The following is a 12,838-nucleotide window of genomic DNA, read 5'->3' on the forward strand; positions in this document are numbered from 1 at the left end:
TTCGGCTGTCTTCCTGCGGACGATTTCCGCAACGCTTGCGCTCTCACGCAGCGGCAATGAGCGCCATCATTTCGGGGTAGCTGTAAATGGCGCTGTGTGCCGGTGGCTGCAATGAGGCGGCGACCATTGCCTGCGCGATCTCCGTCGTGCGAATGGAACGAAACCTTGCGGGCGTCAACGCCGAAAACAGCGGCAGCATCGCCGAAAGCAGCCACGGGGTATGTCGGGAGCCGATGATCATGGCCGGACGAAAAATGCTCACGACCGCCGGCCCGTCTTTCTGAACAGCAGCTTCGGCCTCGCCTTTGACGCGAGCGTAGCGAGGCATTCCCGGCGCGCCAGACCCGGTTGTCCTGGCATTCGCGTTGGCACCCATCGCCGACATGAATGCGAGATGCTGCACTTTTCCCGAGGCACGCAGCCCGCGAGCGAACGCGGCATTGAGATCGACATCGACGGCGCGGTGCGCTTCCAAAGAAATTTTGGCTGTGCCGGCGCCGACGCCCAAAGCACTGAATCCGAGAACATCGCCATCGAGCTTGCTCAGCGCGTCGACAACCGCTTGAAAGAGCTTGTTCGGCACCATGTCCGGCACCAGACACTCTTGCACGCGCGCGTCGAGCTGAAGGCCCAGCGGCTGGCGCGTGATCACGAGAACGCGACTGAAGCTTTCGCAGTGCAGCACCTCGGCAAGAAGGGCTTGGCCGACAGAGCCTGAGGCTCCCAGAATGATGGCGGATCTGTTGAGCATGGCAAACGCTGAAAAAGATGAAATGGCTAGTTAAGCAACGACGCAATCAACAGCCCGTACACAAGCGCGGCAAGGAGAGCGGCCACCGTCCATTTCCAGACGGACGACCGCATCGGAATGATCGCAAGGATCAGGCCGACCGCAACGGTGGCGGCGCCTTGCAACTGTGCTTTTGGGCCGTGAACGCAACTGACTCCGCTGCGGCCCCGCGAACACGACTCGGAGGTCCATATCGCATCGATTCCCGAGGCGATGGCGGCGATTGCCAGCAACCCAGCAAGCCACGGAAGAAGCCGAAAAACTCCTTGCTCGCGCGGCGAAGGAGACAGGGCCGCGAGTGTTAATTCCAATCGCTCGACGGCCGCGTTTGTTCGCTGCTCGGACTCGCGGATGTCCTCCAGCGCGGCAAGCGCTTCAGACTTCTTAGGTGAAGGCGGCAGAGCGTTCAGCTCTTGCGCTGCGCGATGTGAATGGCTGCTCATGCTTGCTGATGCGGTAACCAGAAAAATCGTGTTGAAGATGCTGCAACGGCGCCATCAAGGTGCTTGCCGCAGCGTCCTCAGGTCTTGGCCAGAAACAGGTCGGCATCCCCGGCCTCGCACTTCCAGTCCGCGAACACACCGACCAAGTTGCAGTGCGTGCACCGGCAGCCGATGTAGCACCACCGAACGTCGTTGCTGTCGGCATAGAGCGCAACGCCCGACAAAAGCTCGAACTCGTCCGCGTCGCAGACGCATTCATGGCGTTCGAAATTTGCGTCGCTTGCAAACTCTTCGCTGTCGCCCATCAGGTGAACCGCGCCGCAGCCGGCGCAAGTTCGACGGCCTGCACCTTCGTCTTCGTCGGTTTCGAGCTTGAAAGATGCGCCGCCGCACGCGCAGCGCGCGCCAGAAAAAGCCACGGCCGCGTATTTGTTGCGCTTGCTGTAGGCAATGAGTTCAGCCTGGATGTCCTCCGACCCGGTGCCGTACCAGTACTTTCCTTTTTTCTGCAGAGTCATGAATCAAGCTTTCGGGGCACATCGACTGACCCATCGGTCGATCTTGACAACGGGTGCGGGGGTCGGCTGGCCGCTCACTGTAGTTGATCGTGCCAACGTCATGACGTGCCTTGAAGCGCGCCGTCCAGCGCCGCCCACAACTTTGGGACTGTGTCTTCGCGAGGCCTGTTTCGGTCGATGTAAACCGCCATCGCGCGACGCGCATCTTGTTCGCGTCCGCAGAGTGCATGGCAAAACGCGGCGGCCACCGGCGACTGTATGTACATCTGTGCCTCGGGCCGGTCGTTCAACGCAATGACCTGGTCATACACCGCGTTCCCTTGCCCGCCGGCCCGCCAGAAGTCTTTGGCGCTGCGCACGGCCTCCTCGAGCCGGGGCGTCATGCCTTCGAGCAGCCCGCGCTCGCCCCACATGTACGACAGGTTCATATCGAGGGATTGCCCATCGACGAACGCATCGAAGATCACCGATTTTTCAGTGCGATGCCACTGCATCTTTCCGGCTGCGAGGTGGGGCACGAAGTCGAACGAATATCCCCAGCGCGGGGCAACCACCCCGCCCTTGAGTTGCGCGTACGCAAAGACGCGACGAACCGGTGCATCGGTGCTGTCGACCCATTGGAGCGGCTTGAGCCCGATGAACCGATCGGTGCCGAGCAAGACGGCAACAGCAGGACCAACGTGCGACTGAACGGTGGCAATGGTCAGAAGATTGAAATCACTCATGGGAGGCGGTCTGCGGTGTACGGCGGCCAAGGGAGCTCGTTGAGCGAGCGTCCGATGCAGCAGTACTTTGTCGCAGGCAAAACTCCGCCTGAGCGTCGGTCGAACCGCGCCGCCGCTCAGCGGCCAGTGAAACGCGCCGCCCGCTTCTCCACGAACGCCGCCACGCCCTCGCGCGCATCCGCGCTGCCGGCGCGGTCGCGCAGCAGTTGGTGCTCCATCGCCAGGTGGTCTTCGAACGAACGCCCCGGTGCGCCCGCGCACAGCGCCTTGATACCGGCGAACGAAGCAGTCGCCCCATGGGCGAGCCGCGCCGCCAGCGCTTCGGCGGCGCCTGCCAGTTCGGCATCGGGGTGCCGCGCATCGACCGCGCCCCAGGCGAGGCAGCGCTGGCTGTCGATGGCGTCGCTCAGCATCAGCAGTTGCTGCGCACGCACCGGCCCGACACGGCGCGCCAGGAAGTACGAAGCCCCTGCATCCGGCGACAGCCCGATGGCCGCGTACCCGGTGCGCAGCTTCATCGATTCGGCCGCCAGCACAAAGTCGCCGCACAGCGCCAGCCCCACGCCCGCCCCACCGACCGCGCCGTTCACCGCCACCACCAGCGGCGCGGGCTGGGCCGACAGGCGCAGCAGCGCGGGGTGCAAGCCGTTCAGGATGTCGTCGACCAGCGCGGGCAAAGCCTCGCCGGCCGCCACGAATTCGCCGATGTCGCCACCGGCGCAGAACACGCGGCCTTCGCCGGTCAGCAGAATGGCGCGCGGCTGCTGCGCGATCACCTCGTCGATCGCACGCACCAGCACCCAGGCGTTGCTGCGACCGATGGCGTTGGCGCGCTCGGGTCGCTTCAGCACGATGCGCCCGATGCCATCGGCCACGCCCCAGGCAATGCCTTCGCTCTCTTGCATGTTCATCAGATGCCCGTGAGCCCGCCGGTGCACATCAGCGTCTGCCCGCTCACGTAGTCCGACTCGGGCGTGCACAGCAGGTACACCGCACCGGCCGCTTCCTCAGGCGTGCCGCCGCGGCCCAGCGGAATCGATTGCTCCATCATGGCCAGCAGCCCCGGGTTGATGCCCACCTTGATTTCGCGGCCCTCGATGTTGGCCGTGCTGGCCTCAGCGGTGCTGGCCGTGAGCCGCGTCTGGATGAAGCCGAAGGCCACGCAGTTGACGGTGACGTTCATGCGGCCCCACTCCTTGGCCAGCGTTTGCGTGAGGCCCACGATGCCGGCCTTGGCGGTCGAATAGTTGGCCTGCCCCGCATTGCCGAAGAGCCCGGCCACCGACGAGATGTTGACCACCTTGCGCACCACGCGCCGGCCCGCCTCGGCCTCGGCCTTCGACAGCGCACGAATCACCGGCTGCGCCGCGCGCAGGATGCGAAAGGGCGCGGTCAGGTGCACGTCGATCATGGCGTACCACTGCTCGTCGGTCATCTTCTGCACCACGCTGTCCCAGGTGTAGCCGGCGTTGTTGACGACGATGTCCAGGCCCTTGTATTCGTTCACCGCGGTGCCGACGAAGCGCTCCGCGAAGTCCGGCGCGGCCACGCTGCCGACGCAGGCCACGGCCTGCCCACCTGCCGCGCGAATGGCCTGCACAGTCTCCTCGGCCGGTGCCGTGTCGAGGTCGTTGACGACCACGCGCGCGCCCTCGGACGCGAGCTTCAATGCAATGGCGCGGCCTATGCCGCGGCCCGAGCCGGTGATGAGGGCGACCTTGCCGTCGAGCTTGGGTGTCATGTCTCTGTTCCTTTTTTATTTATTGAATGAATCAGCGCAGCGCCACCAGCGCTTCACCGGCGATGCGCGCCTGCCCGTACTGGTTGGCGCTGAGCACCTCCACGCGCACGCAGCGCTCGCCGTTGTGCTCCAGCTTTTCGAGCACGCGGCCGCTGCAGCGCACTGCATGGCCCAGATGCGTGATGCCCTGAAAGCGCACGTCGAAGCGGCGCAGCTGCGACTGCGGCGCCCATTGCGTGAGCAACCGGCCGAGCCAGGCCATGCCCAGCATGCCTTGCGCAAACACGTCGGGCATGCCGGCCTGGCGCGCGAAGTCGGTGTCGATGTGAATGGGGTTGTGGTCGCCCGAGGCACCCGCGAACAGCGCGAGCGTGGTGCGGGTCACGGGCGGCAGTTGCAGCGCGGGGAGCTCGTCGCCGACTTGCACGGCGTCGAAGGTGACAGGGGTGATCGTGGTGGTGGCGACGGTGTTCATTGCGCGGTGCCTTCGTTCAACGGCGGCAGACGATGACCGCGCGCAGCTCGGCCACCAGCTCGTCACGCTGGTTGGTGGCGCGCGAGGTTTTCACGACGAACTCCAGCGCGCCGTTTTTCTTGTCGTAGATGTCGGTGACGGTGGAGCGCACCGTGACCGTGTCGCCCACGCAGGCCGGCCGGTGGTAGGTGAAGCTCTGCTCACCGTGCAACAGTTTCGACAACGGAATCTGCAGGTCGGCCAGCAGCCGGCCGGACGCGCCCGAGTCGAGCTCGGCCGCGAACAGAAAGGTCGGCGGCGCGGGCAGGTCGGGGTAGCCGGCGTCGCGCGCGGCGGCGGCATCGGTGTAGATGGGGTCGGTCTCGCCGATGGCCTTGGCAAAGAACTGCAGGCGCGTGCGCTCGATGGGCAGCACCGAAGGCGCAAGCGCGTGGCCGATCCATTTCCTGTCGATCATGCTGGCCGCCCCTACACGCGTTCGTACATGGTGACCACGCACGCACCGCCCAGGCCCAGGTTGTGCTGCAGCGCGAGCCGCGCGCCTTTCACCTGCCGTTTGTCGGCGGTGCCCCGCAGTTGCTGAACCAGCTCGGTGCACTGCGCGAGCCCGGTGGCCCCCAGCGGATGGCCCTTGGACAGCAGCCCGCCCGAAGGGTTGGTCACCACCTTGCCGCCATAGGTGTTGTCGCCGTCGACCACGAACTTTTCCGCGCCGCCCACCGGGCACAGGCCCAGCGCCTCGTAGCTGATGAGCTCGTTGTGCGCAAAGCAGTCGTGCAGCTCGACCACGTCGACGTCTTGCGGGCCGACACCGGCCGCGTCGTACACCTTCTGCGCAGCCTCCTGCGCCATGCTGAAGCCGACCACCTCGCGCATGTCGCGGCTCTCGAAGCTGATGGCGCGGTCGGTGGTCATGGCCTGCGCCTTGATGCGCACGCTGCGGTCCAGCCCATGGCGTTCTGCAAAGCGCGCCGAGCACACGATGGCGGCGGCCGCGCCGCAGGTGGGCGGACAGGCCATGAGCCGCGTCATCACGCCGGGCCACATGACGGGCGCGGCCATGACCTCTTCTTCGGTGATGACCGTGCGAAACAGCGCCACCGGGTTGTTCGACGCATGGCGGCTGGCCTTGGCGCGGATCTTGGCGAAGGTCGACATCTGCGTGCCGTACTGCTGCATGTGCGCCAGCCCCGCGCCGCCGAAGTAGCGCAGCGCCAGCGGCACCTGCTCGTTGCCGACCAGCTCGTCGGTGATGCGCTCGAAGTGGTCGAAGGGGCTGGGCCGGTCGTTGAACACCGCGCCCAGCGCGCCCGGGCTCATGTGCTCGAAGCCCAGTGCCAGCACGCAGTCGGCCGCGCCGCTGGCCACGGCCTGGCGCGCGAGGAAGAGCGCGGTGGAGCCGGTGGAGCAGTTGTTGTTGACATTGACGACCGGAATGCCGGTCATGCCCACCTCGTACAGCGCGCGTTGGCCGGCGGTGGAGTCGCCGTACACATAGCCCACGTAGGCCTGCTGCACCAGCTCGTAGCCGATGCCGGCGTCTTTCAGCGCGGCGTTGGTCGCGTGGCTGGCCATTTGCGGGTACGGCTGGTTGGCGCCGGGCTTGGTGAAGGGGATCATGCCGACCCCGACCACATAGACGTCTTGGCTCATTGAAAGGCTCCTGGAGGTTGTGGATGGATGACGCAGGCGCTCAGGCCACGCTGCGCTGGCGGCCTTGCCAGAAGGGTTCGCGCAGCTTGGTCTTCAGCACCTTGCCGGCGCCCGAGAGCGGCAGCGCGTCGAGCACGGCCACGCTGCGCGGGCATTTGTAGTTGGCGATGAGGGTCTTGCAGTGCGCAATCAGTTCGTCGGGCTGAATGCCCTGCCCCGGCTTGAGCACCAGCACCGCATGCACGGCCTCGCCCCACTCGTCGCTGGGAATGCCGATGACAGCGCTGGCGGCCACCGCGGGGTGCTGGTTGATGGCGTTCTCGACCTCGGCGGAATAGACGTTCTCGCCGCCGCTGATGATCATGTCTTTCATGCGGTCGACCACGAAGATGAAGCCGTCGTCGTCCATGTAGGCGCCGTCGCCGGTGTGCATCCAGCCGTTGCGCAGGGCGGCTGCGGTTTGCTCGGGCTTGTTCCAGTAGCCCTGCATCACGTTGGGCCCGCGCACCGCCACCTCGCCCACGGTGCCGCGCGGCACTTCGGCGCCGTCGGCATCGACCACACGCACTTCCATGCACACGCTGGCGCGGCCCGCCGAGCGCAGCTTGCCGCGCTTGCGCCCCTCGGCCGTGTGGAAGAAGGCCGGGTGCAGCGTGGCGATGGGCGACAGCTCGGTCATGCCGTAGGCCTGCACAAAGTCCACGCCCGGAAAGGCTTCCATGGCGCGGTTGAGCACGGCCTCGGAGATGGGTGAGGCGCCGTAGGTGATGCCCTTCAGGCTGCTCAGGTCGCGCTGCTTGCGCATGGCGGGGTGGTCCACCAGCATCTGGATCATGGTGGGCACCAGCAGCAGGCTGGTCACGCGGTCGCGCTCGATGGCGTCGAGCACGCCTTCTGGCGTGAACATGGGAATGATGGCGTGCGTGTTGCCGGCAAACCAGTGCGGCGTGGCCAGGCCCATGTCGGCCAGGTGGAACATGGGCGCGGCATGCAGGTAGCAGCCGCCGTCGGGCGCCAACCCCTCGGCATGCGCGGCCAGGGCCGAGCTGCAGATGTTGGTGTGGCTCAGCATCACACCCTTGGGAAACCCGGTGGTGCCGCCGGTGTAGAAGATGCCGGCCAGGTCTTCGCCGCGGCGCACCGCGTCGGGCACGGGCGAGGCGGCGTCGATCAGGCCTTCGTAGCCATGCATGCCCGCCGGCACGGGGCCGTCGCCGCAATAGATCACCTCACGCAAGCTTTTCGACTGGCCACGCATCTGCTCGACCACGCCGCGAAAGGTGTCGTCGACCAGCAGAATCGTGGAGCCCGAGTCTTCCAGCGAATACAGAATTTCCGCGGCCGACCAGCGGATGTTGCAGGGGTTGAGCACGCCGCCGCCCCAGGGCACGGCCAGCTGGTACTCCAGATAACGGTCGGAGTTGAGCGACAGCATGGCAACGCGGTCGCCCGCCTGCATGCCGAGCCACTGCAGCGCGCCGGCCAGGCGCGCCACGCGCTCGGCCATCTCGCTGAAGCTGCGTGCGCGGCCGGCAAAGCGCACCGCAATGGCATGGGGGCGCTGCTGCACGGCCCGGTGAAGGCCCTGGGTCAGGTACATGGTGTTGTCTCCGTCTTGTTCTTGTGCAGTCGCATGGTAGAAATCCAGCCACCGCCCGGCGATTGCACTTCGCTTCGATCGCATGGCAGAACACGTCAATCGACACGCCCGATGCTGCAACCACCCGTCACCATTCCCATTGCCTTTGTGCAGGGCATGCTGTCGGGCGTGCGCGCGCGGCAAGCGTCGGGCGAACAGTGTGCGCCGTTGTGCATCACCACGGCGCTGGAAGACGCAGGCATCGCCCCCGCGCTGCTGAGCGAGGTGGGCGCGCGCATCACGGCGGAGCAGTACGTGGCGCTCTTCGCCCTGCTCATGCAGCGCATGGACGACGAGGCGCTGGGCTTTCTCACGCGACGGCTGCGCTGCGGCAGCTTTGCGCTGATGACGCGCTCCACGCTGGGCGCGCGCACCTTCGAGGTGGCGCTGCGCCGCGTGGCCCACACCTTCAGCCTGCTGCAGGACGACCTGTCTCTGGTGCTGCTGCGCGAGGGCACGCTGGCGGGCTTCGGTCTGCAGCTGAACGCGGCCCCCGCCACGCACCAGAACTTCTTGCATGAGCTGATGCTGCGCGTGTACTGGCGCCTGTTCGCCTGGCTGCACGGCGGGCGGCTGGTGGCGCGCCGCTTCGACTTCGGCTTCGAATTGCCGCCGTATGCGGATGGCTATGCCAAGGTGTTCCCCGGTCCGCTGCAGTTCGGCCAGCCGCTGTCGGCCGTGTGGTTCGACGCCAGCGCGCTAGACACGCCCGTGCACCGCGACGCACAGGAGATGCAGGCCTTTCTGGCGGCCTCGCCCGCCAACGTGATCCTGCCTCGGCTGGCCGAGCAGGCGGTGAGCGCGCGCGTGCGAACGGTGCTGCAGCAGCACCGCCCGGCATGGGCCGACCTGGCCACTGCTGCGGGCGTGCTGCACATGTCGGTGAGCACGCTGCAGCGGCACCTGGCCACGGAGGGCACGTCGTTCCAGGCGCTGAAAGACCAGCTGCGGCGCGACCTGGCCATCGTGCGGCTCAACACCAGCACCGTGCCGCTCGCGGCGCTGGCCGAAGAGCTGGGGTTTGCCGACAGCGCGGCGTTCCAGCGGGCCTTCAAGGCCTGGACGGGCGGCGCGCCGGGTTCGTACCGGCGGCGCCGCGAGGCGGACTCGGCAGGCGCCGAAGGGGCGCCTGGAACACCAGGTACTTGTTGAGGGGGTTTTCCGTTTCTGGAGTTTTCGGAAGTTTCCGAATTTCCAGCACGCCAGCGCGACAATCCGTCGCATGGCCTCTTCCATCGACCTCCCCCCCCTCAACCGCCAGTTCGTCGCCCACTTCGGAGAAATGGGCAGCAAATGGGGCATCAACCGCACCGTCGGGCAAATCTATGCGCTGCTGTACCTGTCGGAGCGCGCGCTCAATGCCGACGAAATTGCAGAGCTGCTCGAGTTCTCGCGCTCGAACGTCAGCATGGGCCTGAAGGAGCTGCAGGCCTGGCGCCTGGTGCACCTGCGGCACCACGCCGGCGACCGCCGCGAGTATTTCGAGGCGCCTTCGGATGTGTGGGAAATCTTTAGGGTGCTGGCCGAGGAGCGGCGCCGCCGCGAGATCGAGCCCACGCTCTCGATGCTGCGCAACGCGCTGCTGGAGTCACCCACCAGCGACACCGAGCGTCACGCGCAGGAGCGCATGCGCGAAATGCACGACCTGATCGACCGGCTGATGAAATGGTTCGACGACGTGCAGCGGCTCGCGCCCGAAACCGCCATGCAGCTGATGGGGATGGGCGCGACCGTGACGAAGGTGCTGACGCTGAAGGACCGCCTCACGGGCGGTGGCGCGTCGAAGAAGAAAAGCTGAGCAGGCGCAGCCCGCGAAGGGCTGCCGCTCCGGCTACCGAAGCCGAACCCGGAGCCGAACCTAAAGGCGCTCTTGCCCCGCAGCAGCCTCGGGCGTTTCGAACTTGCCCTTGCGCACGGCGTCGTCGTCCATCAGCTCGTACCACATGGCGTTGAGCACGGCAAAGGCAGCGGCCAGGGGCAGGCCGAGTATCCAGGCGAAGTACCACATCTTTTTTTGCTCCGTTCAGTACGCGTGTCCGCTCTCGTCGCGGATCGCTTGTTCGTCGACCTTGCCCCACAGCACGTGATACACCCAGCCGGTGTAGGCCACGATGATGGGAATGAAAAACGCCGTGACCACCAGCATGATGAACAGCGTGAGGTGGCTCGACGACGAGTCCCACACCGTGAGGCTGGCACGCGGGTCGATGGACGACGGCAGGATGAACGGGAACATCGATGCGCCCACGCTCATGATGATGCCGGCGATGCCCAATGCGGCACTCAGCAGGGCCAGCACCGGCTTGCGCAACACCAGCCCGAGCAACGCACCCAGCGCGCCGATGAAGCCCGCCGCCGGCGCGGCCAGCGTCCACGCATGCGCTGTGTAGTTGGCGGTCCATGCGCCGGCATGCAGCTCCACCGTCTTGAGCATCGGGTTCGACGGGCCGACCGCATCGACCACGCTGCTGATGCGGTAGCCGCCGACGTAGGTGGCCAGCAGCACGCCGGCCAGCGCATAGAGCGCAACGGTGAGCACCGAGGCCACGATGCCGTAGGTGCGTGCGCGCTCGGCCACAGGCCCCTCCGTCTTCAGCAGCAGCCAGGCCGCGCCGTGCATCACCAGCATGGCCACCGACACCAGCCCGCACAGCACGGCGAACGGGTTCAGCAGGCCGAAGAAGCCGCCGTCGTAGAAGATGTGCATGTCAGCGTCGAAGCGAAACGGCACGCCCTGCAGCACGTTGCCCACAGCCACGCCGCAGATCAGCGCGGGCACGAAGCCGCTGAAGAACAGCACCCCGTCCCAGCGCGCGCGCCATTGCACCGACTCGCGCTTGCTGCGGAACTTGAAGGCCACGGGCCGCAGGATGAGCGCCGAGAGAATGACGAACATCGCCAGGTAGAAGCCCGAGAACGACACCGCATACAGCTGCGGCCACGCCGCAAAGATGGCGCCGCCGCCCAGAATGAGCCACACCTGGTTGCCCTCCCACACCGGGCCCACGCTGTTGATGACCACGCGCCGCTCGATGTCGTTGCGCGCCGCAAAGGGCAGCAGCATGCCGCTGCCCAGGTCGAAGCCGTCGGTCACGGCAAAGCCCACCAGCAGTACGCCGATCAGCAGCCACCAGATGAAGCGCAGGGTGTCGTAGTCCAGCAGTGTGTGAAGAGTCATGCGGCGCTCCCAGTGGAAGAAATGACGGCACCTGAAGTGGCACCTGCAGCGGTACCTGCAACGTTGCGCGTGCTGGCAAGCGCCGGTGGCACGTGCGAGAGCGTGTCGCCCTCGTCGGGCGCGTGCTCCGCCTGCGGCCCCTTCTGAATGGCCTTGAGCAGCAGCTTCATCTCGATGACCAGCAGCACGGAGTAGATGGCAATGAAGCCCCCCAGCGTGAGCAGCAGCGTCTTCACGCCCAGGTTGGACACGGCCACCGCGGTCGGCAGCACGCCTTCGATCACCCAGGGCTGGCGACCGAACTCCGCCACCAGCCAGCCGGCCTCGATGGCCAGCCACGGCAGCGGAATGGCGCACACGGCCAGCTTCAGCAGCCAGCGGTGGCTGTCGAGCTTGCGGCGCGCTGACAGCACGAAGAAGGTGGCGGTCAGCAAGATCAGCAGCATGCCGATGCCCACCATCACGCGGAACAGCCAGAACAGCGGCGCCACTTGCGGCACGGTGTCCCATGCGGCCTTGCTGATCTGTTCGTCGGTGGCGGTGCGCGGGTCGTCCACATAGCGCTTGAGCAGCAGTGCGTAGCCCATGTTGATGCCGTTGTCCTCGAAGGCATCGCGCACGCCCTGCGTCACCGGGGTCTTGCCGGCCTCGCGAATTTTCTGCAGCGCGTCGTAGGCCTTCAGCCCCTCGCGAATGCGGGCTTCGGCGCGCTTCACCAGTTCGTCGATGCCGGGCATCACGGTGTCGAGCGAGCGCGTGCCTATGAGGCCCATCACGCCCGGAATGTGAATGGCGTAGTGCGTTTCGCGCGCCTGCTGGTCGGGGAAGCCGATGACGGTGAAGGCGGCGGGCGCGGGCTGCGTTTCCCACATGGCCTCGATGGCGGCCAGCTTCATCTTCTGGTGCTCGCCGGAGAGGTAGCCGCTCTCGTCGCCGAGCACGGCCACCGACAGCGAGGCGGCCAGGCCGAACGAGGCAGCAACAGTCATCGAGCGCTTGGCAAGCTCGATGTGGCGGCCCTTGAGCAGGTACCACGCCGACACGCCCAGCACGAACACGGCGGCGCACACATAGCCCGCCGACACGGTGTGCACGAACTTGGCCTGCGCCACCGGGTTGGTCAGCACCGCGAAGAAGTCGGTCACCTCCATGCGCATGGTCTGGGGGTTGAAGGCCGCGCCCACGGGGTTCTGCATCCATCCGTTGGCAATGAGGATCCACAGCGCCGAGAAGTTCGAGCCAATGGCCACCGCCCACGTCGCGGTCAGGTGGCCCACCTTGGAGAGCTTGTCCCAACCGAAGAAGAACAGCCCCACGAAGGTGGCCTCCATGAAGAAGGCCATGAGCCCTTCAATGGCCAGCGGCGCGCCGAAGATGTCGCCCACGTAGTGGCTGTAGTAGCTCCAGTTCATGCCGAACTGAAACTCCATCACGATGCCGGTGGCCACGCCCATCGCAAAGTTGATGCCGAACAGCACGCCCCAGAATTTGGTCATGTCGCGCCAGATGACGCGCCCGGTCATCACGTAGACCGTCTCCATGATGGCCAGGATGATCGAAAGCCCGAGCGTGAGCGGCACGAACAAGAAGTGATACAGCGCCGTCACGGCAAACTGCAGGCGCGATAGCGCAACGATGTCGAGGTCCATAAGGTCTTCCTTTTGTGTGCCCTGTTT

At 66.2% G+C, this 12,838-nt stretch carries 15 protein-coding genes; 2 read left to right on the forward strand and 13 right to left on the reverse strand.

Annotation, left to right across the window (positions count from 1 at the left end; genetic code table 11):
• Positions 1-43: 43 nt before the first annotated feature.
• The 10 genes from VLK31_RS21575 to VLK31_RS21620 form a co-directional block, all read right to left on the reverse strand.
• Complete coding sequence (locus VLK31_RS21575; RefSeq protein ID WP_409170482.1) at positions 44-751, reverse strand: hypothetical protein; 708 nt, start codon at positions 749-751, stop codon at positions 44-46.
• Between the two features lie 26 nt (positions 752-777).
• Positions 778-1,233, reverse strand: a complete 456-nt coding sequence (locus VLK31_RS21580; protein ID WP_409170483.1) for a hypothetical protein — start codon at positions 1,231-1,233, stop codon at positions 778-780.
• Between the two features lie 77 nt (positions 1,234-1,310).
• Positions 1,311-1,751, reverse strand: coding sequence for a hypothetical protein (locus tag VLK31_RS21585; protein WP_409170484.1), 441 nt, complete (start codon positions 1,749-1,751; stop codon positions 1,311-1,313).
• A gap of 98 nt (positions 1,752-1,849) precedes the next feature.
• On the reverse strand, positions 1,850-2,476 hold the full coding sequence (locus VLK31_RS21590; protein ID WP_409170485.1) for a hypothetical protein: 627 nt from the start codon (positions 2,474-2,476) through the stop codon (positions 1,850-1,852).
• Between the two features lie 116 nt (positions 2,477-2,592).
• Positions 2,593-3,387 carry an enoyl-CoA hydratase-related protein gene (locus VLK31_RS21595; protein ID WP_409170486.1) on the reverse strand — a complete coding sequence of 265 codons (795 nt, stop codon included), beginning with the start codon at positions 3,385-3,387 and terminating at the stop codon, positions 2,593-2,595.
• The gene (locus VLK31_RS21600) at positions 3,387-4,217 is read right to left on the reverse strand and encodes an SDR family NAD(P)-dependent oxidoreductase (protein ID WP_409170487.1); all 831 of its coding nucleotides are present in this window, start codon (positions 4,215-4,217) and stop codon (positions 3,387-3,389) included. The genes VLK31_RS21595 and VLK31_RS21600 overlap by 1 nt, the downstream gene beginning before the upstream one ends.
• Before the next feature lie 31 nt (positions 4,218-4,248).
• On the reverse strand, positions 4,249-4,692 hold the full coding sequence (locus tag VLK31_RS21605) for a MaoC family dehydratase (RefSeq protein ID WP_409170488.1): 444 nt from the start codon (positions 4,690-4,692) through the stop codon (positions 4,249-4,251).
• Between the two features lie 16 nt (positions 4,693-4,708).
• Complete coding sequence (locus VLK31_RS21610; protein ID WP_409170489.1) at positions 4,709-5,149, reverse strand: MaoC family dehydratase N-terminal domain-containing protein; 441 nt, start codon at positions 5,147-5,149, stop codon at positions 4,709-4,711.
• Between the two features lie 11 nt (positions 5,150-5,160).
• Positions 5,161-6,345 carry a lipid-transfer protein gene (locus VLK31_RS21615; RefSeq protein ID WP_409170490.1) on the reverse strand — a complete coding sequence of 395 codons (1,185 nt, stop codon included), beginning with the start codon at positions 6,343-6,345 and terminating at the stop codon, positions 5,161-5,163.
• A gap of 40 nt (positions 6,346-6,385) precedes the next feature.
• Entirely contained in the window at positions 6,386-7,945 is a 1,560-nt protein-coding gene (locus VLK31_RS21620; RefSeq protein ID WP_409170491.1) for a long-chain-fatty-acid--CoA ligase, read from the reverse strand.
• Positions 7,946-8,056: 111 nt separating this feature from the next.
• On the opposite strand from VLK31_RS21620, the gene VLK31_RS21625 reads away from it, so the two are divergent.
• Together VLK31_RS21625 and VLK31_RS21630 are read left to right on the forward strand one after the other, a co-directional pair.
• Entirely contained in the window at positions 8,057-9,136 is a 1,080-nt protein-coding gene (locus tag VLK31_RS21625; protein WP_409170492.1) for an AraC family transcriptional regulator, read from the forward strand.
• Positions 9,137-9,206: 70 nt separating this feature from the next.
• Positions 9,207-9,782 carry a GbsR/MarR family transcriptional regulator gene (locus VLK31_RS21630; protein ID WP_409170493.1) on the forward strand — a complete coding sequence of 192 codons (576 nt, stop codon included), beginning with the start codon at positions 9,207-9,209 and terminating at the stop codon, positions 9,780-9,782.
• A gap of 60 nt (positions 9,783-9,842) precedes the next feature.
• On the opposite strand, the gene cydX is transcribed toward VLK31_RS21630, so the two are convergent.
• Genes cydX through VLK31_RS21645 form a run of 3 tightly spaced genes read right to left on the reverse strand, consistent with a single transcriptional unit; the run spans position 9,843 to position 12,811 of the window.
• On the reverse strand, positions 9,843-9,992 hold the full coding sequence (gene cydX / locus VLK31_RS21635; protein ID WP_409170494.1) for a cytochrome bd-I oxidase subunit CydX: 150 nt from the start codon (positions 9,990-9,992) through the stop codon (positions 9,843-9,845).
• A gap of 15 nt (positions 9,993-10,007) precedes the next feature.
• Positions 10,008-11,162, reverse strand: coding sequence for a cytochrome d ubiquinol oxidase subunit II (gene cydB, locus VLK31_RS21640; protein ID WP_409170495.1), 1,155 nt, complete (start codon positions 11,160-11,162; stop codon positions 10,008-10,010).
• Positions 11,159-12,811, reverse strand: coding sequence for a cytochrome ubiquinol oxidase subunit I (locus VLK31_RS21645; protein WP_409170496.1), 1,653 nt, complete (start codon positions 12,809-12,811; stop codon positions 11,159-11,161). Before VLK31_RS21645 ends, cydB begins: the two co-directional genes overlap by 4 nt.
• Positions 12,812-12,838 lie beyond the last annotated feature (27 nt).

The organism is Variovorax sp. H27-G14 (genome assembly GCF_046156345.1).
Taxonomy (GTDB): Bacteria; Pseudomonadota; Gammaproteobacteria; order Burkholderiales; family Burkholderiaceae_C; genus Variovorax.

What these genes read in the sequence shown, in the direction of transcription:
- VLK31_RS21575 (WP_409170482.1), bottom strand. Translation starts at nt 751, where the DNA reads ATGCTCAACAGATCCGCCATCATTCTGGGAGCCTCAGGCTCTGTCGGC.
- VLK31_RS21580 (WP_409170483.1), bottom strand. Translation starts at nt 1,233, where the DNA reads ATGAGCAGCCATTCACATCGCGCAGCGCAAGAGCTGAACGCTCTGCCG.
- VLK31_RS21585 (WP_409170484.1), bottom strand. Translation starts at nt 1,751, where the DNA reads ATGACTCTGCAGAAAAAAGGAAAGTACTGGTACGGCACCGGGTCGGAG.
- VLK31_RS21590 (WP_409170485.1), bottom strand. Translation starts at nt 2,476, where the DNA reads ATGAGTGATTTCAATCTTCTGACCATTGCCACCGTTCAGTCGCACGTT.
- VLK31_RS21595 (WP_409170486.1), bottom strand. Translation starts at nt 3,387, where the DNA reads ATGAACATGCAAGAGAGCGAAGGCATTGCCTGGGGCGTGGCCGATGGC.
- VLK31_RS21600 (WP_409170487.1), bottom strand. Translation starts at nt 4,217, where the DNA reads ATGACACCCAAGCTCGACGGCAAGGTCGCCCTCATCACCGGCTCGGGC.
- VLK31_RS21605 (WP_409170488.1), bottom strand. Translation starts at nt 4,692, where the DNA reads ATGAACACCGTCGCCACCACCACGATCACCCCTGTCACCTTCGACGCC.
- VLK31_RS21610 (WP_409170489.1), bottom strand. Translation starts at nt 5,149, where the DNA reads ATGATCGACAGGAAATGGATCGGCCACGCGCTTGCGCCTTCGGTGCTG.
- VLK31_RS21615 (WP_409170490.1), bottom strand. Translation starts at nt 6,345, where the DNA reads ATGAGCCAAGACGTCTATGTGGTCGGGGTCGGCATGATCCCCTTCACC.
- VLK31_RS21620 (WP_409170491.1), bottom strand. Translation starts at nt 7,945, where the DNA reads ATGTACCTGACCCAGGGCCTTCACCGGGCCGTGCAGCAGCGCCCCCAT.
- VLK31_RS21625 (WP_409170492.1), top strand. Translation starts at nt 8,057, where the DNA reads ATGCTGCAACCACCCGTCACCATTCCCATTGCCTTTGTGCAGGGCATG.
- VLK31_RS21630 (WP_409170493.1), top strand. Translation starts at nt 9,207, where the DNA reads ATGGCCTCTTCCATCGACCTCCCCCCCCTCAACCGCCAGTTCGTCGCC.
- cydX (WP_409170494.1), bottom strand. Translation starts at nt 9,992, where the DNA reads ATGTGGTACTTCGCCTGGATACTCGGCCTGCCCCTGGCCGCTGCCTTT.
- cydB (WP_409170495.1), bottom strand. Translation starts at nt 11,162, where the DNA reads ATGACTCTTCACACACTGCTGGACTACGACACCCTGCGCTTCATCTGG.
- VLK31_RS21645 (WP_409170496.1), bottom strand. Translation starts at nt 12,811, where the DNA reads ATGGACCTCGACATCGTTGCGCTATCGCGCCTGCAGTTTGCCGTGACG.